A 25,377-nucleotide genomic window follows, 5' to 3' on the forward strand; every position below is an offset into this window, starting at 1 on the left:
AGAAATGGAGGTGTGTGAAACGATGATCAGCCGTCATCCGGGCAGTTCCAGTCTTATGCAGCCGGGAAACCTTCGCGCTTTGGCAACAGCGGGAATTATTACCGCGGTCTGTGCGGTTCTGCCGCTGATGATCGGATATGTCAGCGCGAAGCTCAGCTCATCGAGCAGCCTGCAGTTTGCCATGGTATCGGCTCTGCTGTTCCCGGCTTTTCTGTTCGCGCTGCTGAAGCCTCGGCTGCTCGTTATCTACACACTGCTCGTCTGGGCCATCGCTCCTGAACTGCGGCGTATAGCCGATTGGAGTGAAGGGGTCTACCATTCCGTATCGCTGCTGAGCCTGGCGCCTCTGCTCACGGGCGTAACGATGGCCATCCCGGTTATGCGCGAGGTTCATGCCATCCGCCGTCCCTTTATGAGACTGCTGCTGCTGTTCGCGATTCCGCTCGGCTATGCGACCTTGATTGGGCTTGCGAAGAATGGGATGGGTTCTTTCTACGATCTGACGAACTATCTTGTTCCGCTGCTGCTGCTGCCATACTTTGCGGTGACGCCGTTTACGGCCCGCGATATTGACAAGCTGCTCGGCGGCTATGCCAATATCGCGGTTCTGGTTGCCGGATACGGCATTGTCCAGTATTTGTCGGTGCCCGCGTGGGACGCCTTCTGGATGACGAACTCAGGGATGAATTCGATCGGCACGCCGCATCCGCTAGAGGTCAGAGTGTTCTCCACCCTGAATTCGCCAGGCCCCGCCGCAACCTTTCTCGTATTTGCCCTGGTGCCGATGATTCTTGAGAAAAGATGGCGGGGGGCCTTCAGTTGGATCGGTGTCCTGCTGGTGGTGGTATGTCTGCTGACCACGCTGGTCCGGGCGGCATGGCTTCTCCTGCTGGTTATGCTTCTTGTGTACATTGCTTCCTCGTCGTCCAAAGGAAAATGGAAGACACTGATCCAGGTGCTGTTCGTAGCGCTCACTCTGTTCTGGATCGTACCGAAGCTTCCGGGAGCGGAAGGGCTGACGGCCCGGATGGAGACCCTCTCTTCGATCAAGGAGGACCGCTCGTATAATGACCGGTTGAATCTGCTGGGAAGCATGATTCCTGCGATCAAATCGAATCCGGTAGGCCAGGGGATCGGCAGCGTGGGACAGAGCACGAAGCTTGGAAACGGCGGCGAGCTGGGAGAGTACGGCATTATGGACAACGGGTTCATTGCCCTGATGCTCACCTTCGGCGCTCCAGGCGGTCTGTTGTTCTTCGGTGCGCTTGGCATGGCGGCTAAGCAGATTATTGCCAAAGTCACGGGTCCGAACGGGCTTCAGCTGTATGCGAGGCTGGCCCTTGCGGCATGGACTGGAGCAGTGGTCGGGCTTGTATCAGACAACGGTTTTCTCGGACTTAAGGGTTACCTGATCTGGATGCTGATCGGCCTCGGTCTTGGCGCCAGAGAGGTAATGGACGGGAGAAAGAAAGAAACTCCCCAAGCGGCGACCCAGTCCGGGGCTGCCCCCCGCTAAGCACGGGGCGGAAAGTCTGCTATGGATGAAGACGACGATGAATTCCTATATGAACATGAAGAGACGGAATGCGAACGGTTAGAAAAAGGAGGAAACCAGCATGGATTCAATGACAAGCGTGCTTGTAGGCCCGGGCGATGGCCCGATTCCAGCGGTCAATACTTTCCGAGATGACATCATCCGGCTTGACAGGGCGATGTACCCCTGCCAACCGTTCGCCGAAGAGACTATCGCCCATGATGGAGGCGGGGAGTCTTCAGCGCAGATCGCGAAGAGTCAAGACTTCCCGGATCATGTGCGAATTCATGGTCGGCTTCAAACCTTACGTGCATTACGGGCTCTAAGAGCCGGCCAGATGGAGAAAGAGCGGGAGAAAGGAGAGGAAGGCTATGTCCTATAGTGACGGACTGAATATTATGTCAACCGGCCTAAGTTGGCCGACGGTGCAGCCCGGCGGGCTCAATACTTATTATAAGTCCGTCTGCGAGCAGCTTTCTTCCCGCAACCGGGTGCATGCGCTAATTTGCAGCAAGGAGAAGCCGCAGACGCCTGAGGAACTCTTTATCCACAATGCCGGCGACCCGAAAGAATCGATCTGGAGGCGAAAGGATGCCTTTCAGAGAAAGGCATCGGAGCTCATGAACGCCGGGAAGGAACGGATTGATATCCTGTATTCCCATTTCGCTCCTTACGGTGTCGGCCCCGCCCTGGAGGCGAAGAAACGCGGCATTCCAGTCGTGATGACCTTTCACGGGCCCTGGAACGAGGAGATGAAAATCGAAGGCCAGGGCATCAAGCATCAGGTCAAGACCGCGATCGCCAAATCGATTGAGCGCAAAGCATATCGGCTGGCGGATAAGTTCATCGTTCTCAGCGAGACTTTTCGAGATATTCTGCATTCGCTGCATGGCGTTCCGCTTGACAAGATCGTCATCATTCCCGGCGCGGCCAACATCGACCGCTTCACCCCGGCTAATAACCGGCTCGCTGTTCGGCGCATGCTGAATCTGCCGGAAGGGGCGACCACGGTGCTGACGGTCCGCAGACTGGTGAACCGGATGGGACTGCTTCAACTGCTGGAGGCGTGGCGCACTGTGTCGGAACGCTTCCCGAACTCCATTCTGTTAATCGGGGGGAAAGGCCCCTTGCGGGCGGAGCTGGAGGAACGGATCGCCGACTACGGGCTCTCAAGCAAGGTCAGGCTGCTCGGTTATATCCCCGATCATGAGCTGGCTTCGTACTATCAGGCGGCTGACCTGTTCGTCGTTCCATCGCAAGCTCTGGAGGGCTTTGGACTGATTACCACCGAGGCGCTCGCGAGCGGGCTGCCGGTCATGGCGACGCCGATTGGCGGCAACCGGGAAATCCTGCAGAATTTCCGTCCGGAGCTGCTGTTCAAGAGCGCATCGGCTGCGGACATGGCCGAAGGGATCTCCCACATGCTGGGCAACCGTAGGCTGCTTCCCAGCCGGGAGGAATGCAGGGAGCATGTGCTGGAAAGGTACACCTGGGAGCATGTCGCGGATCAGGTGGAGTCGGTATTCAGAGAGGTTATGGGGAAGGGGGAGACGCTCAATGCTCAGAGTAGCGTATATCGATCACACGGCTAGATGGAGCGGCGGGGAAGTGGCGCTGTTCAACATTCTTACCCATATCGGAGAACAGGTTGATCCGCTCGTTATCTTGGCGGAGGAAGGAGCGCTGGCCGACCGCCTGCGCGAGAAAGGAATCGACGTCCGGATCATTCCGCTCGACGAGAGCATCCGCAGCCGCGGGCGCAATACCGTCAATCTGGGTGCGCCGGCCGCTGCGATGAAGCTGTTGGCCTACGGCCGTAAGCTCGCTCCGCTCTTGAAGAAGGAAAGGGTAGCCTGCGTGCATACCAATTCCCTTAAATCTGCGCTTTACGGAACGGTTGCCGCCAAGATGGCCGGAGTACCACTCATTTGGCATATCCGCGACCATATTGGCGCGCCTTATCTGAAGCCGGTTGTCGCGAAAGCCATCCGGCTGCTCTCGCGTCTGCTTCCAAACGGCGTTATCGCCAACTCGAAGTCCACGCTGAGCGCGCTGGAGCTGCCGCGTTCCAAGAAGACGTTGGTCGTTTATTCCGCTTTCGCCAAAGCGATTGGCGGCGGGACCGGACGGAGGGAGCAGAAAGATTTCAACGTTCTGCTGGTAGGGCGTCTGGCTGAGTGGAAGGGACAGCATATTTTGCTGGAAGCGGCGAAGAAGCTTCAGGATAACGGACGAATCAAGTTCTGGCTTGCGGGCGACGCTCTCTTCGGCGAAGACGAGTACAAGAAGAAGCTGCTTGCAACGATTGAGCGGGAGCAGCTGACGAATGTAACGCTCCTCGGACATGTGGAGGATATTCAAGGACTCATGCAGCAGGCGGATCTGCTCGTGCATACCTCGATTACGCCGGAGCCGTTCGGCCAGGTGATCGTCGAGGGGATGGCGGCGGGTCTGCCGGTGATTGCCTCCAACGAGGGAGGGCCGGTGGAGATCGTCGTGCCGGGCGAGACCGGGCTGCTCATTCAGCCGGGCGACCCGGCGATACTTACGGAAGCCATTAATTGGATGGTGGATCATCCCCAGGAGAGGGAGAAAATGGCGGAAGCCGGAATCAAGCGGGTAAGGGAACATTTCGTAATCGAAAATACGGTTAAAGAGATCGTCGATTACTACAGAGGCTTGCTGGCGGGCACCTGAAAGGGCTGGCGCGGAGCGGATATCAGCTGTGAAGCAAGCAAGCGCAATTCAGCCGCTTTTGACAAAAATTGCTCCATAAAATGTTGAGGATGATTCACATGAAAATTGCGATAGCGCATGATTACTTAATCCAAATGGGCGGGGCGGAGAGGGTGGTAGAGGTTTTTCACCATATGTATCCGGAAGCTCCGATCTTCACGACGGTTTTTAACGGGGGCCGCCTCACCGAGAATCTCAAGGATGCGGACATTCGGGCCTCTTGGCTGCAGAAAATTCCGGGAGTGAAGACCAATTTTAAAAGGGTACTGCCACTTTATCCCATGGCTATTCGCGATCTGGACTTCCGCGGGTTCGATATCGTCCTGAGTTCCAGCAGTGCGTTTATGAAGAGCATTCAGGTACCCAAGCGCACGTTTCACCTCTGTTACTGTCATACCCCGATGAGATTTGCTTGGGATTATGACACTTATATGGAACGGCAGTCGAACTCAGGTCTCTTTAAAAGAGCGCTGAAGCTGTACATCCAGCAGCTCAAAATGTGGGACCAGCGGACTTCCAAAAATGTGAACCAGTTTGTGGCCAACTCTTCCGTCGTCAAGAGCCGGATTCAGAACTACTATCACCGGGATGCCGATGTCATCTTTCCGCCGATTAATACGTCACGCTTTACCAGTTCAAGCTCGATTGGCGATTATTATCTGATCGTTTCCAGGCTGGTATCCTACAAGCGGATCGATCTGGCGGTGGAAGCCTTCAACCGCAACGGGCTGAAGCTGCTTATTGTCGGCGACGGTCCCGACCGAAAGCGGCTGGAGGGGCTGGCCAAGAGCAATGTGAAATTCCTCGGCCGCCTCGAAGACGAACAGGTCACCGGGCTCATGTCCCAGTGCCGGGCTTATATTTTTCCCGGAGAAGAGGATTTCGGCATCACTCCGCTGGAGGCGAACGCGGCGGGCAGACCGGTCATCGCCTACCAAGCGGGCGGAGCGCTCGATACGATTGTGCCATACGTAAACGGAGTCTTCTTCAAACGGCAGGAAGTTGACGATTTGCTCCAGGCGATTTCCGAGGTGGAATCGTATGCATGGGATATTGGGAAAATTATGAAGCATGCGCAAAAATTCGATGAACAAACCTTTATGGTGCAGTTCAAGCAGTATGTCGAACAGGCGTATGTGAACTTTTTAAAAGGAGGATGATGATATGAATCTGGCGGTAATCGGCACCGGCTATGTCGGCCTCGTATCCGGCGTATGCTTTACACTTGGGGGTAACCACGTCATTTGCGTCGACAAGGATGAGGACAAGATAGCCAAACTGAGACAGATGAAGTCGCCCATCTACGAGCCGGGAATCGAGACACTGATTGAAATGAACCTGAAAGAAGGAAGATTGCACTTCTCCTCCGATCTTCAGGAGTCGGTGCGCCGCTCGGATATTGTCATCCTCGCCGTAGGAACGCCTTCTCTTCCGAACGGCGAAGCGAATTTGCAGTATATCGAAAACGCGGCGGCGGATATCGGCCGGGCGATGGAAGGCTATAAGATTATTATGACGAAATCGACCGTTCCCGTAGGAACGAACGAGAAAATCCGTCAGATCATTGCCGCCAACACCGGTTATCCGTTCGATATTGTGTCAGCGCCGGAATTCTTAAGGGAAGGCTCGGCCATCCATGATACTCTCCATCCCGACCGGATCATCATCGGTCTGGAAAATCCGGCCTTGGAGCCTGTAATGCGGGAGCTTCATCAAGGATTTACTGACAATATTGTCGTCACCGACATCCGCAGTGCGGAGATGATCAAATACGCGTCGAATGCTTTTCTGGCGACCAAGATCTCATTCATCAATGAGATTGCCAATATTTGCGAAAAGGTCGGCGCGGATGTGACCGAGGTGGCTGAGGGAATGGGCCTCGACCGGCGGATCGGCTCCTCCTTCCTGCAGGCCGGCATCGGGTACGGCGGCTCCTGCTTCCCCAAAGATACGAAGGCGCTCATCCAGATTGCGGGGAACGTCGACTACGAATTCAAACTGTTGAAATCGGTGGTAGAGGTCAATCAGGGCCAGCGGTTCATGATCCTCGCCAAACTGCATGAATCGCTCGGCAGCCTGCAAGGCGCGAGCATCGGCATTTGGGGACTCGCCTTCAAGCCGAACACCGACGATGTTCGCGAATCGCCGGCAAGGGAAATCATCGAGGCGCTAGTTAAGGAAGGGGCGCATGTGAAGGTATACGATCCGATCGCCGCGGACAATTTCCGGCAGCAGTATAATCACCCGCTGATTCACTGGTGCGCCGTACCGGAGGAAGCGGCGTCCGGCAGCGACGCGCTCTGCCTGCTGACGGACTGGGCCGTGTTCAAGGATATCAATCTGCATCAATTATCCGCGAGCATGCGCAAGCCGATCCTGATCGACGGCCGCAATGTTTACTCCAAGGAGCAGATCGAAGGAACCGGACTGGAATATTATTCGGTGGGACGCCCGCGGATGGGGGGACTCAGCGGCTTTTCTCCGAGTGTGGCGGGGGCGGTATAATCGCCTCCCTGTAAAGAACACGGGAAACGCATGCTGCGCTTCGGTTGCTGCCAGAAGTACTGCCTTAAGACTACGATATTGACACAATGGAGTTCCATTAAACAGCCGGTTGTCCACGGCCATATCATGACCATTTAGAGGGAGGGTATCATTATGAAATTGGTGCTTTTATCTGGCGGTTCGGGAAAACGGCTATGGCCTCTGTCCAATGATTCACGTTCGAAACAGTTCCTGAAGGTGCTGGAAAGCCCGCTCGGCGAACCTGAATCGATGGTCCAACGGGTATGGCGGCAGCTGGGAGAAGCGGGACTCGCGGAATCGTCGTATCTGGCGACAGGACGCGGGCAGGTGGAAATGATTCAGAGTCAGCTGGGCGGGAATGTGAAGATTATCGTCGAGCCTGAACGCCGCGATACCTTCCCGGCGATTGCGCTCACGGCCGTCTATCTGTATTCGGTAGAGGGCGTGCTCCCGGATGAGACGGTGGCGATTCTGCCGGTTGACCCTTATGTGGAAGGCTCCTTCTTCGGCGCGGTTTCACAGCTGGAGCAGGCGCTTGACGCCACCGGCGCGAACCTCGCGCTGATCGGTGTTGTACCGGAGCATCCTTCGGAAAAATATGGCTACATTATCCCTTCGAGCGCTGAAGCTCAGGAGAATGGAGTCATGCCGGTGAGCGGTTTCCTCGAAAAGCCGGATCGCCTGCGCGCCGAAGAGCTCATTGGGCATGGCGCTTTGTGGAACTGCGGGGTATTCGCCTTCCGTCTCGGATACCTGCTTGATATTTTGCAGCAAAAAGGGCTGCCTCTGACCTACGAGGAGCTGCAGAAGCAGTACAAACTGCTCTCTTCGATCAGCTTCGACTATGAGGTGGTTGAACGGGAAGACAAAATCGTTGTTCAGCCGTATGATGGGTTCTGGAAGGATCTGGGCACCTGGAATACGCTAACAGAAGAGATGGCGAGCAATCAAATGGGCAAGGGCGTTCTGACCGAGGATTCCTCGACAAGCTGCCTTGTCAACGAGCTTGATATTCCGATCACGGTAATCGGTGCTCAGGATCTGATTATCGCCGCGAGTCCGGACGGCATTCTCGTCACTCACAAATCGGAAAGTCCGCGCATCAAGGAGGTGCTGAAGGGGACGGAGCAAAGACCGATGTATGAGGAACGGCGATGGGGCCACTACCGGGTGATTGATTACGTCAAATACCGGGAAAGCAATGAAGTGCTGACGAAGCGGATTTTTATCGCAGAGGGAAAAAATATCAGCTACCAGTACCATCTCAAGCGCAGTGAAATCTGGACGTTCATCAGCGGGGAAGCCAGCATCATCCTTAATGAAAAAATGCACAAGGTAAAAGCGGGAGACGTTGTACGCATACCGGAAGGAACGAAGCACAGCATTCTGGCTCTGACCGATGTGGAGTTCATTGAAGTGCAGACCGGATCGGAGCTGGTGGAAGAGGACAACATCCGCATTACGCTGGATTGGAAGGACATTGAGCTGCAGCAGTTCATTTCTTGAAAAAGTTTGAATGGATAGGTAAAACTAGTTATTAACCATTTTTACGATTTTATAAACAGGCCTTTTGACCCATTTATTAAGGATTTATGAAAAATGGGGTTCATGAATAACTGAATAGCGTCGATATGTACGGTAGAAGGCTAAGCCTTCCAATACGACAAAGGCAAACCTATCGCGAGGTAGGGACGCAAAGCCATAGGGCCTCTTCATTCAAGGAGGCAGCCTGGTTACCGAAAGGAAGATGGAATTGAAAGTTCATCGTACGTATCGACTGTTCTTTGCTATGCTATCTCTGTGTCTGCTCCTGACATTTGTCCCGCCCACGGGTGCAGGAAGCCCGGCGATTGCTTCGGCTGCGGAGGCTCCAGGGAGACCCGTCAATCCTGATGCTTCTCCCGAAGCGGTCAAGCTGCTAAGCTACCTGTACTCCATTTCCGGAACCCGCATTATTACCGGCCAGCATGATTATCTGGAAAGTCCGGACGAGTTCAATAACAAGCTTCAAGCAACGAGCGGCAGATATGCGGCCCTCCATGGATACGAGCTTGGGGCGATTAACGGCCAAACGGACGGCGCCGTGACATGGCTGCGGCAAAATGTCGTCAGCAGCGCGATCAAGTGGTATAATGCCGGCGGCATCGTCGCCATGACGTACCACGCGAATCTGCCCGGTACGACTTATGACTGGGCGAACGTACAAAAATCGCTGTCCCAGGCTGATTTTGACAAGTATGTCACGCCTGGAACTACGGAGTACAACAGCCTGATCACAGAGCTTGATAAAGTGGCGGTATCGCTGAAAACCCTGCGCGATGCCGGGGTGCCTGTGCTGTGGCGCCCGTACCATGAAATGAACGGCGATTGGTTCTGGTGGGGCAAGAAGAACAATTTTGCCGCTCTGTGGAATATTATGTATGACCGTTTCGTTAATGTTCATAAACTTAATAATCTGCTCTGGGTATGGAGCCCGAACGCTCCGAACAGTTGGGCCGATCCTTACGTCAAGACCTATCCCGGTGCGGATAAGGTGGACATTCTGGCGGCGGACATTTATAACAAGGATTTCAATCAGTACTATTACGACAGCCTGTTGACTCTGGCAGCCGGCAAGCCGATTGCCATTGGCGAGAACGGCCAAATGCCCGATCCGGCGATGCTGCCCAAATCACAGAGCAAATGGGTCTTTATGATGACTTGGGGCAAAATGCTTTATGAAAACAACAGCACTACAACAATCAAGAGCTTTCTGAACAACGGGTTTACGGTAACACGCGATGAGATAATTACGGGAATGGCTTCGTTTACGATGGCAACGCCGTCGCCTAGCCCAACACCGACGCCTAGCCCAACACCGACGCCTAGCCCGACGCCGACGCCTAGCCCGACGCCGACGCCTAGCCCGACGCCAACGCCGGAACCGAGTCCGACGCCAACACCGTCACCTAGTCCGACGCCAACGCCGGAACCGAGTCCAACACCAACGCCGAGTCCGACGCCGGCACCAACGCCGGAACCGAGTCCGGCACCAACGCCAATGCCGGAACCGAGTCCAACGCCTGCTCCGAGTTATCAGCCGATAGGAGAAGGTTTGGGGGCGAAGGATAGTTCGCAGGCTCGCAACGGGCTGATTGGCGAATATTTTGCCAATATGCAGCTTTCCGGAACGCCTGCGCTGGTACGGGAAGAATCGGCCATCGATTTTAACTGGGGGGCTGGAACACCGGACAGCTCTGTCGGCCCTGACCAATTTTCAGTCCGTTGGAGCGGTAAAATCAAGGCTCTCTACACCGAGAACTATTCCTTCTATACAAGTTCGGACGATGGTATTCGGTTATGGGTCAACGGGCAGGCGGTTATTACCAGTTGGTCGACTCAGTACGGAATAGAGCGGAAGGGAAGAATCGACCTGGAAGCCGGTAAACTGTACGACATTAAAGTAGAATATTACGACAATACGGGGAGCGCCAAAGCTCGTCTGATGTGGGAAAGCCCTAGCCAAATTAAGGAAACTGTTCCCGCGAGCGCGTTTTATCTTTCCGGATCGCTTTGATATATTTTTTACGAATAGTTTCATGTGTGGGCCGCCGATATTTTGAAAGTACAATCTAATTCAGTTCATTAGAGCCTTGACAGCCCTGCTTGCTTTTCAGCAGGGCTTCTAAGCTATCGAGCCCCGCTTCGGATAATGGCCGTCATTTCAGCCATCTGGAGGACGGACATTCGGGGGCGACAATCCGCTTAAGAAAGGAAAATGACATTGAACATATTCCGCAAACATCGGCTGTTCGTTGTGACAGTGCCTTTGATTCTTCTTGTCGCCATACTGCCGTGGGTAAACGCCGACAGCATCCCCTCGCCAGCAAAAAAAAACGTCTCGCCGGTTAATCCATACGCTTCAGCCGAATCGCTGAATTTGCTTGAATATCTGGTGAACTTAAGCGGGACGGGTCTGATCTCCGGTCAGCATGATTATCTGGAAAGCCCGGATGAGTTTACTGACAAGCTGAAGAAAGCTGCCGGAAGTGACGCAGTGCTTCACGGCTACGAGCTCGGTGCGGTTAACGGCCAGTCGCCCGGCATGATTGACCGCCAGCGCGAGGCTGTAGTGAAGAGCGCCATCAACTGGTATGAGAGCGGCGGTATTGTAGCCATGACGTTTCATGAGAACCTTCCCGGCACAACTCCGACCTGGTCCAATGTGTCTAGGAGTTTGAGCCAGAGCGATTTTGATGCTTATGTGACACCCGGCACAGCCCAGTATGACATGCTGATTGCCGACCTGGACAGGACGGCCGTGTATTTGAAGCAGCTGCAGGCGGCAGGGGTTCCCGTATTGTGGAGACCGTACCATGAAATGAACGGCGATTGGTTCTGGTGGGGAAAGAAAAATAATTTTTCTGCTCTCTGGAATATTATGTACGACCGATATGTGGGTAAACATAAATTAAACAATCTGCTCTGGGTATGGAATCCGAATGCACCCAACGGGTGGGCCGACGCCTATGCACCTTATTATCCGGGGGCGGATAAAGTCGATATTCTGGCGGCAGACATTTATAATAACGACTTTCAGCAGACTTATTACGATAACCTGTTGACGCTGGCGGACGGGAAGCCGATCGCCATTGGGGAAAGCGGGGAACTGCCCGATCCCCAGGTGCTTGCCAAGAGCCAGAGCAAGTGGGTCTATATGATGACTTGGGGCAAAATGCTGACCGAGAACAACAGCCAGCAGAAAATAAGCAGCTTCATGAACGCGGACTATACGTTGTCCAAAGACGATTTTATCGGCATGACGGACAAGCAGGCCGAAGCCGCCGGAAATGGACTGAGGGGAGATTATTTTAGCAATAAAAACCTGGAAGGCAAACCGCTCTTAAGCAGAACCGACGCAAATCTCAACTTTATCTGGCATGATGCCCCGCCGGATAAAAGCATGGAGAGGAACTTCTATTCCGTGCGCTGGCAAGGCCGTATTCAGGCTCCCGTCACGGGTAACTACACCATTAAGGCGGTGTCCGACGACGGAGTACGGGTGTGGATCGGCGGGAAACTCATTATCGACAGCTGGATGCCGCAGAACGATATTGCCCGGGAAGGAAGCATCAAGCTGAAAGGGGATACCCGTTACAATATCAAAGTGGAGTACTTTGAGAACAAAGGGAAAGCCGATATCAAGCTGCTCTGGAAAGGGCCGGATCAGCAGGAAGAGGTCATTCCCCCTAATGTGCTGTTTCTTTCCAAGTGAGTATTATATCTTTAAAACCCGGCTTCTAGAGAAAGCGAGGACAGGGAATGAGAGAACAAGGAAAAGCCCGGCCTTTATCTATACTTCTGAAACTTGCAGGACTTACCATCTTATTCTTGCTGTCTGTATCGTTTTTGGGGAGTGAGGAGACGGAGAGGAAGGACAGCGGAATGACCAAGTTCTCCTCCGCGTATGAGACAGCATCTGCATCCCCCGCGGGGGCGATAATCTGGCAGCTCGGCAGCCGCGATGAATCGGCCGGCGAGTTCGCGCCGAGTGATTCTTCAAGCGCCAGAAGTACGGTCAGTATAAATTCATCGAAACCGGATGCGTCCGTGCTAAAACAAATGCCCTCCGGTCTCGACGGCAGGAGCGCGCCTGAACTGCATCTATCCTATCGTTTGAACAAAATCCCGGTGAACGGGGTTCTGCTTCAGGTAAGCATTCTTGACGCCTATAAGTCGGTTCCGCAGATGGCGGTGTTCTCGAACAGCGAGCTGTCGGGAATTATTCAGATCGCGGGCGTCGCAGGAACGGGCAGCGAATACAAATTCCGCAAAACGTATGAACTCTATATCCCGAAGGAACAACTGCAAGTCGGTGACAACGAGCTTAAGCTGAAGGCGGTCCATTCCCTATATGCGTCGAGCGCGGAGGAGCAGTATTTATGGTGGACTTGGGACGATCTGAAATTGCTGTCTTTGGATTCACCGATTACTGAACCGATTCACGGCAGTTATGTGCTTACGGGTACGATGGTCGCCAACAAGCAGTTTTATTTTGATACCGGCGCCACCACTCATCTGCCGTACATTATGAAATGGCTGGGCGTGGCCTACAGCGGCAATATTATGCGTACGGGCGGCGCCAGTGATGTGAGCTTTTCCCGCTCTGATTTGGAGAATTACTATAAGGTACTTAAGGATTACAATATGCAGGCGGTCGCGCTTTATTTGTACACCGGGGACATCAAGCTAAATGCGGACGGTTCATTGCCGGAAAGCGCGAAGAAGAAGCTAACCGAATATTTTCAGAAATACGGCTCTTATATTCAATATTACGAGGTGGACAATGAGCCCGGATTGTTTAATCGCTCCAAAGCCGTCAATCTGGCGATAGCCGAATGGCTGAATAAGGAGGGCAAAAAAATTGCGCCCCATCTGCAGACAGTCGCTCCCGGCTGGACGTACTGGCCGACGTACAAGGAGGATTCCTGTGAAAAAAGTCAACGGGGCGGCGTCCGCCAGTGTGGCGATCCCGACGGCTGGGAACGCGATCCCGCGCAGCGGATGGAACTGGAGAAGGTTACCGATCTCACCAATGGGCATTCTTACGGCGATTCTTACATTGCCAAGAACGGAGGCAGCTTCACCGAGAACCTGAAGACGTTCAAAGGCTCGAATGACGGGCTCCCCAAAAAAATGTTGGTCACAGAGTTCGGCACCTCCGACACCCATGTGGATGATTATCATTATGGAGCGAAGGAGCGGACGTCAGCCGCATTCGACCGGATTATGAGAGCCCATATTGGCTATGCGGATATGTTCGTGCAGCACGCCGCTTTTTTCTACAACTATAGTCTGTTCCAATTCAAGAACGTTAGTCTGAAAAATCACGATCCGGCCAAGACGGAAGTTTACTACACGAAAGAGAACGAGGATTCACGCGTCAGCATCATGCGCAGAATGAGCCTGGCTTATGCCACCCATGGCGCCCCGCTCACCTACCGTCTCCTGAATAAAAGCGCCCTTGCCGACAAGCTGGTCTATGTCCGGGCCGTGGATACATCCAAGCTGGCTCCGCTGCCGGGAACGAATGCAACCTCGAACAAGGTGCTGGTTAACCTCGTCAACTTCGAGGATACGCAGCAAACCGTCAGCGTCAAGGTTACCTTGCCCAAGAAAGCGGCGTACGAGGGAGAACGCTTTGGAAACGGCGATACGTATGAAGAAGCGCGCCGCTACGTTTCCGGACTGAATGCGGGACCTGATCTGACCTTCACGGAGACGCTGGCGCCGGGAGAAGCGGTTCAGTATATTCTGCAGCCGTCTTCTGCGGTGCTGGACGAGGCCCCGCGAGACCTGACGGCCACCGCGGCCAGAGGGACTTCCGTACAGCTCAACTGGCTGGAAGCGCCCGGAACCGGCTATGATGTGCTTCGTTCAGAGGGTACGGGCGGCGAATTAAAAACCATAGCCAAGGGTGTTGGTAGCACATCATATATCGACCGGGCGCTAAGAGAAGGGGAGCTGTACACCTACGCGGTGCGGGTGACGGGCACGGCCCTGCTGTCGGACAAGGCGCAAATTACGGCTACGGGCCTTGTTCCTTTAGACAGGACCGGATGGAAGGCGTCGGATAATATTAACCAGAGCCAAAAGAAGCTTTCCTACATGATCGACGGAGATCCGAGTACCCGTTGGGATACCGGCGTGAACATGACTTCCGGTGAGGCCATTCAAATCGATATGGGAACTTCGCATATGATCGAAGCGGTCCAAATGGATACCTCGCGTTCTTCTTACGATTTTCCCAGAGGTTATGCCATCTACGTGTCGGAGGATGCGGTCAACTGGGAGCTGGCTGCTGCCGGCAGGGGGAAAAAGGACGTCGACATGTATCCCTTTCCGCAAAGAAAAGCCAGGTATGTGAGAATCGTCCAAACCGGTGCCGGCGGGAATTTCTGGTCTATCCATGAACTGCAAATATACTCAAGAGAGTAGTCCAAGCCGTCAACGACTACATGAGAACCCTGAGAAGAGGGTTCTTTCGTATTTTATGGGTTAATTAAGAAGATACGGGTTGTTCATCATGCGATTGATTCCGTCATCATAGGATAGGGAGTGATAGCCAAAATGACCCATCTGGCCGATTCCATTATTATGCTGCTCGCCGCCCTTCTGCTGACTGGGGTGCTGTCGACCAAATTTTCATCGCGGTTCGGCATGCCGTCCCTCGTACTGTTCATCGCCGCCGGCATGATTCTCAGCCGCTTTGTTTACTATAATAATGTGCCCCTGACGCAGTTTGCGGGCATATTTGCGCTTGTCATCATCCTGTTTGAAGGCGGCATGCAGACTAATTTCAAGGATATCAGGCCCATAATCGGCCCGTCACTGGCACTGTCTACTCTGGGTGTGCTCGTCACGACCGGCGCAGTCGGCTTGTTCGCCACCTGGATTCTGGATGTCTCCTGGGCGGAAGGGCTGCTGTTCGGTGCCATCGTCGGATCGACCGATGCGGCGGCGGTCTTCTCCGTACTGGGCGGCAAAAATATCGACAAACGCCTCACGTCGACGCTGGAAGCGGAATCGGGGAGCAATGATCCAATGGCTGTCTTTCTTACCGTGTCGCTGATCGAATGGATACAGCATCCGGATACGTCGCTGTGGGGACTGCTGCTGTCATTCATATGGGAGATGGGGATCGGCCTGTTCGTCGGCGTGGCGTTCGGCAAAATCGCCGTTCAGGTGATCAACCGGATCAACCTGGATTCCGCAGGGCTGTACCCCGTGATGGCTGTGGGGTTCGCCGTACTGACCTACGGATCGGCGGCGCTGCTGCACAGCAGCGGACTGCTTGCGGTATATGTGATGGGACTTGTCCTCGGGAACTCCGAGCTGATCTACCACCGTACGATCATGAACTTCAATCACGGCTTTGCCTGGATGATGCAGATCTTCATGTTCATCCTGCTCGGCCTGCTTGTATTTCCTCAGGAATTGGCGAATATCGCCTGGGAAGGACTGCTGCTGTCCTTTATTTTGATGCTGGTGGCAAGGCCGGTCGGCGTGTTCCTGAGCCTTGTCTTCTTTAAGTACTCCATTCCTGAAAAAACGCTCATCTCCTGGGCCGGATTGCGGGGCGCCATCCCGATTGTTCTCGCCATGTACCCGCTGCTGGCAGGGCTTGAGCATGGAAGGCTGTTCTTTAATGTCGTCTTTTTCGTCGTGCTGACCTCAGCCGTCATTCAGGGAACGACGATCTCCCCGCTGGCAACGAGGCTGAAGCTTGCCAAGGTGCAAGCGGACGGCCCTTCGCTAATGGAACTTGTGGCGCTGGGCAAGACCAATACGGAATTCAATCATATCCGTATCGAGGAACGGATGCCGATTGCCGGCATGATAATTTCAGAGATCAACATGCCGGACGAGATTTTATTTACCGCCATTATCCGCGGGAGCAAGGTCGTCACTCCGCACGGCAGTACGGTGATTGAGCCCGGGGACATGCTGTATGTGCTGAGCCCGAAGGCGAAGCGGGAAGAGATGCGCGGACTATTCCGCAGCGGCAAAGACAGGATGGAGGAACAGGGCCAGCTTTTGGGGAAATGAACGAATGTGACAGAAATAATAGCGGCTGCCGCAATGAGCATGATAATATATGCACCAATTATACACAGGTGAAAGCATTGCAAAATGGTAAGATATATGATAATCTATATATAGATTTAGATTAAGTCTAAATATTAATTATTTAAAACCGGGAGGAATGAATCATGAGTACTGATCTGAAAACTCAAACCGAACTGCATGCCACATTGAATCGTCAAACTGCCAACTGGACACTGCTGGGAATTAAACTTCATCATTACCACTGGTTTGTTACCGGAACGGATTTCTTCACGCTGCATAGCCAATTCGAAGAGTATTATGACGAAGCTGCTGAATATGTGGATACTGTGGCGGAACGTCTGCTCGCGATCGGCGGCAAACCCGCTTCCACGATGAAAGAATATTTGGCTCTGTCCAGCCTGCAGGAAGCAACTGGCGGCGAGAGCGCCAAGGAAATGGTGGCGACTTTGGTCAAGGACTACACGATTCTCGCGCAAGAGCTGAGCGCCGGTATTACACTGGCGGAAGAGTCCGGCGATCAACCTACAGGCGATCTGTTCATCGGTATCAGAACAAGTGTCGAGAAGCATATCTGGATGCTGAACGCTTACCTCGCATAAGAACCTGTAACGGCTGCCCGCATGCGGCCCGCGAATTGAGACGCGAAATGGCCGGTTCCAGTCAGATCCTGACTGGAACCGGCCATTTTGATTTTTGCCGCCCATTTCCTTCCCGGCGGCGGTTACTTGATAAATACGCCGCCGAAGGGGAGGATCTCCCTTAGGAATCGTTTGAAAAGGCCGTCCTCATCGTTCTCCCGTTCAAACCTTCGGTTCTGCCGGCCGGCTTGAAAGAGGACAGGACCGCTGCCGGTCATTTTCCAGTGATAGTTCATATGCTGGCTGGCCAGATGATTACCGTAGACCGTCAGTTCCAGCCGGGCATTCTCGGGGTAGGCGATCACACTCCCCGCATCGACATATAAAGGCTGCACCGGGTCCAGAGCGGCTTCGCATACGGTTCCTTCCGTCAGGATGCCGATGCTTCCACTGCCGGAGAACCTGACCTTGACGACATCCCTGGTCACGATCATGTTCTTCACGCTAAGCACACGGGTCTGCATGGTAATTCCTTTGCTGTAATAGAACAGGTGCTTGAAGTCATAGAGCAGATCGTCCTTGCCGTCCAGCATAACCGTCTTGACCCTGTAGCCTGGAGGCAGAGCCGCCGTGAACCGGCAAGGGCCGGTCATATCCGCCCGAATCAGCTTGCGCTTGCGGTACATTCCCTTTACATCCATAAATCTGTCAGCCCGACCAGAGGACGGCCCCTGATAGGCGATAATCTGCTGCGGATGCAGCACATGCACTTCCTCATTCTCCTCCAGCGTGAAAGTCAAAGCCTCTCCGCTCAAGGCGTTTCCTCCGTCCTGTACTTCAGCGTTCACCGCCCGCACTCCTTTCTCATAATCAGGGACGCTCCCCGCCGGATTTGGATATTAGTGCAATCGGTCCCCCCGCTCCGAGCGGCTTCGCATGCCAAGGCGGATCACTCTGGTGAGAATAAAATAACCCGCAATCAGTCCGAGACCTGTAATAGCAGTCACTTTAAGACGGTGTATATAGCTTTCCCTCGCGGCTCGCTCGTCTCTAAGCTCATCGATCATCACGGTAAGCTGCCGATTCTGGTCTTGAAGCAAGGTGTTCTCGCTGCGGTACGTTTCCAGCTGATTTTTGGTTTTATCCAGTTCATCTATAGTCTGTCCAAGCTCATCCTTTGTCTGCTCCAGCTCGTTTACGGTCTGATGATAGCTTTCCTGCAGATCATTCACCTGGTCAGGCAGCTCGGAGAACTGCTCCAGCCCGCGGTACAGGTCGCCTAAAATATTCGCATGGGCCGCTGGCGCGGGAAGAGTATAGAGGATTCCAGTCAGCAGGATAGCGGACAGCAGACGCGGCAGTGAAGGAAGAATCTTTGACTTCATAGGTTGATCACCGCCTGACGTGTAAGTATGTTTTCCTATCATTTATTATAACACGCCAGTGTACGACAAATTGCGGCAATAGCCGCCTCATCTCCATTGTTTTGTTGAGGAGGTGCGGGAGTTAGCGTATACTTTGGACCTGTAAAGGGGTTGATTTGAGTTGAACAATTGGTTGAAGACCATTCTATTTCTGGTCGGCTCGGTTCTGCTGACAAGATGGATTCCTTTTTCCAGCCTGTTTCGCAATCTGGATACGATGATCCACGAATTCGGCCATGCGCTCGTTACACTGCTGCTGTCGGGACAGGTGCTGCGGATTGAATTATATGCGGACCACAGCGGGGTGACTTACTCAGCCGTTCAGGCAGGATTTCGGCCTTTTCTGGTATCGCTCGCCGGGTATCCTTCCGCTTCGCTGTTTGCGCTTCTTCTTTTCTATTTATATGCCAGAGGCCGCAAGGAGCTGGGATTGATCCTATCGTCCGGCATCGCGCTAATCATGCTGGCGCTCTATGTGCGGGGCGGCTTTGGCATGCTGTGGCTGGCCGGATTTGCCGGGCTCAATATCGTCATGCTGCTCACCGGCAAAGGAATACGCAAGTTTTATTACCTGCTGCTGGCTTTTTTGACGTTGGAGGAATCCGTCGTTGGCACTCTTTATCTGGTTACCGCATCCGCCTATTCGCCATCACGCGCGGGCGACGCCGCCAATCTGGCCCGTCTTACCGGGATACCGGCTATCCTTTGGGCTATACTATTTTTTCTGTTCTCCCTGCTTTGCGCCAAATGGGCGCTGGAATCCTTCTTTCGTTCGCCGCGCCCCTATCGCGAAAGCCAACTGCGCCAAAGAAGAATGAAATAACTCATTGCAAAATGCCATTTATAGCTGTTGTTCTTCGAGAGCGGTTCACTTTCTATGAATCGGCTCTTTTTTTGTCGATAATATCAAACCGAACATATATTCCATGACAAGGAGTTGTCCGCCAACATTGGTACATTAATAGAAAACCCAAAAAAAGAAAGAGGTGGAAATAATGCATGCCAGCGTTCAACCGGCTTACACATGGAGCCATGATTACATTTTTTCCGGAAAATCGCAAAAGGCCGTCCTGCTTATCGAATGGTGCGGCGCTGCGCAGCCGAGTACAGGCGGGAAGAAGTCCCAGAAATTAGTTGCACGCGACATTGAGCTTCGTATATGGCTAGAGCCCTATGTGAGCCTGAACAGGGTGCACGGCTGCCGTCCTGCGGAAAGCGGGGATCGGGGACTCCTGTTCTCGCTTGGCGCCATCCGCTCAGGGCAGAGAAAATATATTGCACTTGAATTTAATCTGGAATCCCTTGCGGCAGGAAGGCATGAAATGCTGTGGCTGCAGTGGCGATACAGACAGCGGCCTGGTGAACGTGGGCGGGAGCTGCCCGTACAAAAGCTGAGTCTTGAATACAGCCGCCATACCGGATACATCGATAAGGCCAGTTCATTTTATGTAGAGAAGCATGTGGAACTGTTAAAAGTAGAGAAGACTATTGCTGAGGCGTTATTACTATATGCTGACGGACAGCAAATGCTTGCCCGGGAGAAACTGCGGCGTCATGCGGATAATCTGCTGCTGATGGCTGCGCGTTCCGGAGATCCTGTCCTGCTGCGTGAAGCCGAGTCGCTTTACATACAGTGCGAACGGAAGTCTCATCAGATTGAAAAGGAGCAAACATCCGCAGTGTGAGATCGTGTGCAGCCGAAGGATAAGGTTTTCACTTCAATATTTTGTGAGAATATTCACTTGTAAACCAGAAGAGTAATGAAGAGGGAAAATGCTAAGTGTGTTAAAATAGTAAAATAGTTCTACTACTTAATCTATTATATAGAATTTTAATTTTTATAAAATAGATACATATATCCATATATTTTTTATTCAATGAGTCTATTTTACTAATTGTGGCAAGGAGAAGTTATTATGACAGACCGATTAATCCGTCTGATGCGTATTATTACGCTCGTTCAGGCCAAGCCTGGCATTTTGGCGCGTGAGTTGGCTGAACGCTGCGGTACCAGCGAGAGAACGATCTATCGGGATATGGATGCTCTAAGCGCTATGCATATCCCGATTACCCACATGGGACATGGGAAAGGATATGCTTTTATCGGCAATTTTGCGTTGTACCCCCTGGACTGGTCATCGGAGGAATCGGCCGCATTTTCGCAGCTCAGCGACACTATAGAAATGATTAAGCCTCTGATGCCCAGGGGCTTTGAGAGTGCTTATGAAAAAGTGATGGCGGCCGAATACAAGCAGAAGGCGGACAGGGAAGAAAAAATGGAGAACGCCAAGAAGGAAGTCGGTTCTCTTTGGCTGGAACGAAACGGCGCCGGGCCGGAACAATCCCATTTAATCCATATCCTTAGTGCCGTGCTGAAACAAAAAAGCATTCGCGCCGATTACTTCGACAATGCTCAGGAAGAGAACGGACTCGAAATTGATCCGTATTACCTGGTTCCTCTGGAAAATCGTTTTCATCTTATCGGATATTGTCACCGTCTGAAGGCCATCCGAAGCTTTCACACCCATGATCTGACGAATGTTAAACTAACGGACAAGAATTTTTCCAAAGAGCCTTTCAACTTGCAGGCATTCACGAAACAAAAGTGGTCTGTGGATGAGGACAGCCTCCGTGTGGTGTTTAAGGTCAGGTTTTCTGACGGTGTGCTGGAGGAAATCAGGAGGGGAAAGAGTGGAATTGCCCCTGTAAAAACGGAGCAGCATGGCAAGTACGCCTATTTTGAGGTCTCGCTTGAGCGGGACAGGGAGTTCATTGAGTGGGTGACGAACTTTAAAGAAGCAGCGGAAATAATCGAGCCCGTCCATTACAGAGAAGTTTTGCGCTATCAACTAGAGAAATGGCTGTCGCTATATAAATAGCGCAGTCTTTTTTTTGAGTGCTTTTTTCATGAAAGCGCATGCAAGTACATATAAATGAAAAAAAGGCTGCCCGTGTTTTTGAAAATTATTCTTGTCGTGGCAGATCATATATAGTAAAGTCAATTTATATGACAGCTCTGTTGGTTTAAAGCAGCATTTCTTTCATGTGGTGTCAGATTATTGCTTTCATGTGATGTTAGGTTATTAATCTCTCTATACCGGAGAGTTTTTATTTGCTTCAAATTTGACCTTTGTTCAATTTATTTGCCGGAAGAGAGGTAAGTTTCTTTGATCCAACCCATTTTACAAATTGAGAATCTGCATACGCATTTTTTTACAGAAAAAGGCGAAGTGCCTGCGGTCGACGGCGTTGATCTTTATATCAATCCCGGTGAGGTGCTGGGCGTGGTGGGAGAATCGGGCTGCGGAAAAAGCGTCACCTCCTTGTCCGTGCTGAAGCTTGTGCCTAATCCGCCGGGCCGTATTGTGGATGGCCGCATTGTATTCAAGGGTACGGACATCGTGCCCCTCAAGGAAAAGGATATGCGGAAAATTCGGGGCAACGCCGTATCCATGATTTTCCAGGAGCCGATGACCTCGCTCAATCCGCTGTTCACCGTTGGCCAGCAAATTGTCGAAACGGTGCGTTTGCACCGGGGATTGTCCAAAAAGGAAGCCCGCGAGCATGCAGTGGAAATGCTGCGCAAGGTCGGCATCCCAAGGCCGGAGGCCATTATCGACGAGTATCCGCATCAACTGTCGGGAGGTATGCGGCAGCGGGTGATGATCGCGATGTCGATCTCCTGCAGTCCGGAGCTGTTGATCGCGGACGAGCCGACAACCGCGCTCGACGTGACGATCCAAGCGCAGATTCTGGATCTGATCCGCCGTCTCAACGAGGAGCAGGGCACGGCCGTTATGATGATTACCCATGATTTGGGCGTCGTTGCGGAAATGTGCCACCGGGTGGCGGTCATGTACGCAGGTAAAGTTGTGGAGGAAGGCTCGGTGCACGATATTTTCAAAAATCCGCTGCATCCTTACACCCAGGGACTCATCGCCTCCGTGCCGAGAATGGACGAGACCCGCGAGCGCCTGTATTCCATTCCGGGCAATGTGCCTATTTTGAGCAAAAATATGCAGGGCTGCCGGTTTGCACCGCGCTGTTCCCATGTGATGGATATATGCCGCCAGTCTCTGCCGGAGCTTACGCTTCAGGAGAATCGGCACAGCTGCAGATGCTGGCTGCATGACCATAGTCAGGAGGATGCGGTATGAGCGAGAACCTGCTGGAAGTAAAAGGTCTGAAGAAATACTATCCGATTAAGAAAGGGTTTCTGAATAAAACGCAGGGCTTCGTGAAGGCGGTGGACGACATTTCGTTTACCGTCCGGAGAGGCGAGACATTCGGCCTGGTGGGAGAGAGCGGCTGCGGCAAATCGACGACCGGACGCTCACTGCTTCGGCTGATTGAGCCGACGAACGGGGAAATCATCTTCGAGGGCCAGGACATACGAAAGCTGTCCATGGAAGAATTACGCAAGCGGCGCCGGGATATGCAGATCGTATTCCAGGACCCGTTCTCCTCGCTGGACCCGCGCAATACTGTGGAGCGGATTCTGGAGGAGCCGATGATCGTGCATGGCGTTGGTGACGCCAAGGAGCGCAAGGCTGCCGTTCAGCGGCTGGCCGACGTTGTCGGCCTGTCGAAGGCTCACCTTCAGCGCTATCCGCATCAGTTCTCCGGAGGCCAGCGGCAGCGGATCGGCATCGCCCGGGCGCTTGCTCTCCAGCCGAAGCTGATTGTGGCGGACGAGCCCGTCTCCGCACTGGATGTATCCATCCAGTCGCAGGTCATTAATCTGATGCAGGATTTGCAGCGCGAATTCGGATTAACCTACATATTCATCGCGCATGATCTCAGCGTTGTAAAGCATATTTGCGACCGGGTCGCAGTGATGTATCTTGGGCGGATCGTGGAGATTACCGACAAGGAGAAGCTGTATTCCCATCCCCAGCATCCTTATACGCAGGCGCTGCTGTCGGCGGTTCCCGAGCCTGATCCTGATTTGCGGAAGGAGCGCATTATCCTCCAAGGCGAGGTGCCGAGTCCGGCGAACGCGCCGGTCGGCTGCGCCTTTGGTACAAGATGTCCGCATGTGATGGATATTTGCCGCAATTCGCGGCCGCAGCTTGCCGAGACGGAAGCGGGACACTTAACCGCCTGTTATCTATATGACGGGGAATCCAGAACGCAGCTGGCCTAAATAGAGGGAATCCTGGCTGGCTTTGACCGGAAATTCTGCCTTATGCGCAGGGACGTGGTTTATGGCCGCCCTTTCAGAGCGGCTCTATATAAACGCATCATATATATTTTGTGGAGAGAAAGGGGTTTAACGAAAATGAAGAAATGGGGCAGTCTGGCTTTAACACTAACGCTTGGCGCGGGACTCGTGCTCAGCGGCTGCGGAGGCGGCAACAACGCAAGCTCGAATAACGGTGCGGCTACCAGTTCGCCGGCCAGCACGGCGACTGCTGGCGCATCGACTCAGGATACGCTTGTTGTGGGACGCGGCGGCGACTCCGCTTCGCTGGATCCTGCAATTATTACCGATGGCGAATCTTTGAAAATCGACCATCAGGTATTCGATTCCCTGCTGGAGTACAAGCCGGGAACCTCTGAAGTCCAGCCTTCTCTGGCCGATAGCTGGGAAGTATCGACGGACAGCCTGACCTATACGTTCAAGCTGCATCCGGGCGTAAAGTTCCATGACGGCACGGACTTCAATGCCGAGGCGGTTGTATTCAACTTCCAACGCTGGAGCGATCCGAAGAGCGAGTATAAATTCGAAGGCGATTCCTTCGATTACTATGACTCCATGTTCGGACCTGACGGTTCGCGTGTCATTAAGGACGTCAAGGCTGTCGACGATCTGACCGTGCAGTTTACGCTGAATCAACCGCAGGCTCCTTTCCTGCAAAACCTTGCGATGACGTCCTTTGGCATCGCCAGCCCGACAGCGATTAAAGAAAAGAAAGAAAACTTCAAGAACGAGCCGGTCGGCACAGGCCCATTCGTCTTTAAGGAATGGAAGCATAACGATTCCATTACACTCGAAAAGAATGCAAGCTACTGGAAAGAAGGACTTCCGAAGCTGAACAAGGTAATCGTCCGTTCCATTCCGGACAACTCCGCACGCTTCAACGCGCTGCAAAACGGCGAAATCGACCTGATGGAAGATTTAAGCCCGGACGATCTGTCAACGCTGGAAGGCAATAGTGAGCTGCAAAAGATCGAACGTCCTCCGTTTAACGTCGCTTACCTTGGCTTCAACTTCAAGAAGAAGCCTTTCGACAACGTTAAAGTAAGACAGGCGCTGAACTATGCGGTCAACAAACAAGCGATCATCGACGCGTTCTTCGCAGGTCAGGCTCAGCCGGCCGTTAATCCGATGCCGCCATCCCTGTGGGGCTATAACGATCAGGTGAAGGACTATGAGTACGATTTGGACAAAGCGAAGCAGCTGCTGGCGGAAGCCGGTTACCCGAACGGCCTGCCGGATACGGTAACCCTGTATGCCATGCCGGTATCCCGTCCTTACATGCCGGACGGCAAGAAGGTCGCCGAAGCGATTCAGGCGGACTGGGAGAAAATCGGCGTGAAGACCGTCATCGAGTCTCCGGAGTGGGCAACTTATCTGGACGACACGAAAGCCGGCGAGAAGGATGACATCTACATGCTCGGCTGGACAGGCGACAATGGCGACCCTGACAACTTCATTTACACCTTGCTTGACAAAGATTCCATTCCCGGCAACAACCGTAACTTCTATGTAAACGAAGACCTGCACAAGATTCTGGTTGCAGCGCAAAAAGAAACCGATCAAAACAAACGCGCCGACCTGTACAAGCAGGCTCAGGTTATCATCAAAGAAGACGCTCCTTGGATTCCGCTCGTGCATACGACTCCGCTGCTTGCAGCCAAAGCGAATCTGAAAGGCTTTGTTCCGAGTCCGACAGGCACGGAATATTACAGCGAAGTTTACTTCGAATAGCTTCATAGCACACGATCTTGCCGCCGCTAAAGAACG

The 25,377-nt window shown here is 53.1% G+C and carries 20 protein-coding genes and 1 riboswitch; of the genes, 18 read left to right on the top strand and 2 right to left on the bottom strand.

What is annotated here, in order from left to right:
• The first annotated feature begins 4 nt into the window (after positions 1–4).
• The 12 genes from KP014_RS08275 to KP014_RS08330 all read left to right on the top strand — a co-directional run bounded on the left by KP014_RS08275 (position 5) and on the right by KP014_RS08330 (position 17,004).
• Positions 5–1,516 (top strand): O-antigen ligase family protein, encoded by a 1,512-nt coding sequence (locus KP014_RS08275; RefSeq protein ID WP_246590668.1) that lies wholly within the window; start codon positions 5–7, stop codon positions 1,514–1,516.
• Positions 1,517–1,616: 100 nt separating this feature from the next.
• A complete protein-coding gene (locus tag KP014_RS08280; protein WP_036591691.1) occupies positions 1,617–1,916 on the top strand; it encodes a hypothetical protein in 300 nt (99 codons plus the stop codon).
• Positions 1,906–3,126, top strand: a complete 1,221-nt coding sequence (locus KP014_RS08285) for a glycosyltransferase family 4 protein (RefSeq protein WP_051499645.1) — start codon at positions 1,906–1,908, stop codon at positions 3,124–3,126. Before KP014_RS08280 ends, KP014_RS08285 begins: the two co-directional genes overlap by 11 nt.
• Positions 3,092–4,231: a glycosyltransferase family 4 protein gene (locus KP014_RS08290; protein ID WP_036591711.1), complete on the top strand. Its 1,140-nt coding sequence runs from the start codon at positions 3,092–3,094 to the stop codon at positions 4,229–4,231. Before KP014_RS08285 ends, KP014_RS08290 begins: the two co-directional genes overlap by 35 nt.
• Positions 4,232–4,329: 98 nt before the next feature.
• The gene (locus KP014_RS08295) at positions 4,330–5,430 is read left to right on the top strand and encodes a glycosyltransferase (protein WP_036591693.1); all 1,101 of its coding nucleotides are present in this window, start codon (positions 4,330–4,332) and stop codon (positions 5,428–5,430) included.
• Positions 5,431–5,434: 4 nt separating this feature from the next.
• Positions 5,435–6,775: a UDP-glucose dehydrogenase family protein gene (locus KP014_RS08300; RefSeq protein WP_036591696.1), complete on the top strand. Its 1,341-nt coding sequence runs from the start codon at positions 5,435–5,437 to the stop codon at positions 6,773–6,775.
• Positions 6,776–6,928: 153 nt separating this feature from the next.
• Positions 6,929–8,302 (top strand): sugar phosphate nucleotidyltransferase, encoded by a 1,374-nt coding sequence (locus tag KP014_RS08305; RefSeq protein ID WP_036591699.1) that lies wholly within the window; start codon positions 6,929–6,931, stop codon positions 8,300–8,302.
• A gap of 152 nt (positions 8,303–8,454) precedes the next feature.
• A riboswitch (cyclic di-GMP riboswitch) is annotated at positions 8,455–8,537 on the top strand.
• A gap of 12 nt (positions 8,538–8,549) precedes the next feature.
• The gene (locus tag KP014_RS28680) at positions 8,550–10,352 is read left to right on the top strand and encodes a glycosyl hydrolase (protein ID WP_246590669.1); all 1,803 of its coding nucleotides are present in this window, start codon (positions 8,550–8,552) and stop codon (positions 10,350–10,352) included.
• 240 nt (positions 10,353–10,592) lie between these two features.
• Positions 10,593–12,050, top strand: coding sequence for a glycosyl hydrolase (locus KP014_RS08315; protein WP_246590670.1), 1,458 nt, complete (start codon positions 10,593–10,595; stop codon positions 12,048–12,050).
• 47 nt (positions 12,051–12,097) lie between these two features.
• Complete coding sequence (locus tag KP014_RS08320; RefSeq protein ID WP_246590671.1) at positions 12,098–14,773, top strand: discoidin domain-containing protein; 2,676 nt, start codon at positions 12,098–12,100, stop codon at positions 14,771–14,773.
• Positions 14,774–14,905: 132 nt separating this feature from the next.
• Positions 14,906–16,384 carry a potassium/proton antiporter gene (locus KP014_RS08325; RefSeq protein WP_036593535.1) on the top strand — a complete coding sequence of 493 codons (1,479 nt, stop codon included), beginning with the start codon at positions 14,906–14,908 and terminating at the stop codon, positions 16,382–16,384.
• Between the two features lie 176 nt (positions 16,385–16,560).
• Complete coding sequence (locus KP014_RS08330) at positions 16,561–17,004, top strand: Dps family protein (protein ID WP_485020577.1); 444 nt, start codon at positions 16,561–16,563, stop codon at positions 17,002–17,004.
• 122 nt (positions 17,005–17,126) lie between these two features.
• Here the strand turns inward: KP014_RS08330 and KP014_RS08335 are convergent, their stop codons facing one another.
• Together KP014_RS08335 and KP014_RS08340 are read right to left on the bottom strand one after the other, a co-directional pair.
• A complete protein-coding gene (locus tag KP014_RS08335; protein WP_036593539.1) occupies positions 17,127–17,831 on the bottom strand; it encodes an AIM24 family protein in 705 nt (234 codons plus the stop codon).
• Positions 17,832–17,882: 51 nt separating this feature from the next.
• Entirely contained in the window at positions 17,883–18,368 is a 486-nt protein-coding gene (locus tag KP014_RS08340; protein ID WP_051499820.1) for a coiled-coil domain-containing protein, read from the bottom strand.
• A 160-nt stretch (positions 18,369–18,528) separates the two neighbouring features.
• On the opposite strand from KP014_RS08340, the gene KP014_RS08345 reads away from it, so the two are divergent.
• The 6 genes from KP014_RS08345 (at position 18,529) to KP014_RS08370 (ending at position 25,341) form a co-directional block, all read left to right on the top strand.
• Positions 18,529–19,230, top strand: a complete 702-nt coding sequence (locus KP014_RS08345) for a M50 family metallopeptidase (protein ID WP_036593541.1) — start codon at positions 18,529–18,531, stop codon at positions 19,228–19,230.
• A gap of 172 nt (positions 19,231–19,402) precedes the next feature.
• Positions 19,403–20,092 (top strand): hypothetical protein, encoded by a 690-nt coding sequence (locus KP014_RS08350; RefSeq protein ID WP_036593543.1) that lies wholly within the window; start codon positions 19,403–19,405, stop codon positions 20,090–20,092.
• Positions 20,093–20,323: 231 nt separating this feature from the next.
• A complete protein-coding gene (locus KP014_RS08355; RefSeq protein ID WP_036593545.1) occupies positions 20,324–21,286 on the top strand; it encodes a helix-turn-helix transcriptional regulator in 963 nt (320 codons plus the stop codon).
• A gap of 288 nt (positions 21,287–21,574) precedes the next feature.
• Positions 21,575–22,564 (top strand): ABC transporter ATP-binding protein, encoded by a 990-nt coding sequence (locus KP014_RS08360; protein WP_036593547.1) that lies wholly within the window; start codon positions 21,575–21,577, stop codon positions 22,562–22,564.
• Complete coding sequence (locus KP014_RS08365) at positions 22,561–23,553, top strand: ABC transporter ATP-binding protein (protein WP_090834512.1); 993 nt, start codon at positions 22,561–22,563, stop codon at positions 23,551–23,553. Before KP014_RS08360 ends, KP014_RS08365 begins: the two co-directional genes overlap by 4 nt.
• Positions 23,554–23,688: 135 nt before the next feature.
• Complete coding sequence (locus KP014_RS08370; RefSeq protein ID WP_090834513.1) at positions 23,689–25,341, top strand: ABC transporter substrate-binding protein; 1,653 nt, start codon at positions 23,689–23,691, stop codon at positions 25,339–25,341.
• The last annotated feature ends 36 nt before the right edge of the window (positions 25,342–25,377 follow it).

It is taken from the genome of Paenibacillus sophorae, from assembly GCF_018966525.1.
Classification (GTDB): Bacteria; Bacillota; Bacilli; order Paenibacillales; family Paenibacillaceae; genus Paenibacillus_AQ; species Paenibacillus_AQ sophorae.

Bases quoted from the DNA above. Each gene is read 5' to 3' on its own strand.
- KP014_RS08275 (WP_246590668.1), top strand. From the start codon at position 5: ATGGAGGTGTGTGAAACGATGATCAGCCGTCATCCGGGCAGTTCCAGT.
- KP014_RS08280 (WP_036591691.1), top strand. From the start codon at position 1,617: ATGGATTCAATGACAAGCGTGCTTGTAGGCCCGGGCGATGGCCCGATT.
- KP014_RS08285 (WP_051499645.1), top strand. From the start codon at position 1,906: ATGTCCTATAGTGACGGACTGAATATTATGTCAACCGGCCTAAGTTGG.
- KP014_RS08290 (WP_036591711.1), top strand. From the start codon at position 3,092: ATGCTCAGAGTAGCGTATATCGATCACACGGCTAGATGGAGCGGCGGG.
- KP014_RS08295 (WP_036591693.1), top strand. From the start codon at position 4,330: ATGAAAATTGCGATAGCGCATGATTACTTAATCCAAATGGGCGGGGCG.
- KP014_RS08300 (WP_036591696.1), top strand. From the start codon at position 5,435: ATGAATCTGGCGGTAATCGGCACCGGCTATGTCGGCCTCGTATCCGGC.
- KP014_RS08305 (WP_036591699.1), top strand. From the start codon at position 6,929: ATGAAATTGGTGCTTTTATCTGGCGGTTCGGGAAAACGGCTATGGCCT.
- KP014_RS08320 (WP_246590671.1), top strand. From the start codon at position 12,098: ATGAGAGAACAAGGAAAAGCCCGGCCTTTATCTATACTTCTGAAACTT.
- KP014_RS08325 (WP_036593535.1), top strand. From the start codon at position 14,906: ATGACCCATCTGGCCGATTCCATTATTATGCTGCTCGCCGCCCTTCTG.
- KP014_RS08340 (WP_051499820.1), bottom strand. From the start codon at position 18,368: ATGAAGTCAAAGATTCTTCCTTCACTGCCGCGTCTGCTGTCCGCTATC.
- KP014_RS08350 (WP_036593543.1), top strand. From the start codon at position 19,403: ATGCATGCCAGCGTTCAACCGGCTTACACATGGAGCCATGATTACATT.
- KP014_RS08355 (WP_036593545.1), top strand. From the start codon at position 20,324: ATGACAGACCGATTAATCCGTCTGATGCGTATTATTACGCTCGTTCAG.
- KP014_RS08365 (WP_090834512.1), top strand. From the start codon at position 22,561: ATGAGCGAGAACCTGCTGGAAGTAAAAGGTCTGAAGAAATACTATCCG.
- KP014_RS08370 (WP_090834513.1), top strand. From the start codon at position 23,689: ATGAAGAAATGGGGCAGTCTGGCTTTAACACTAACGCTTGGCGCGGGA.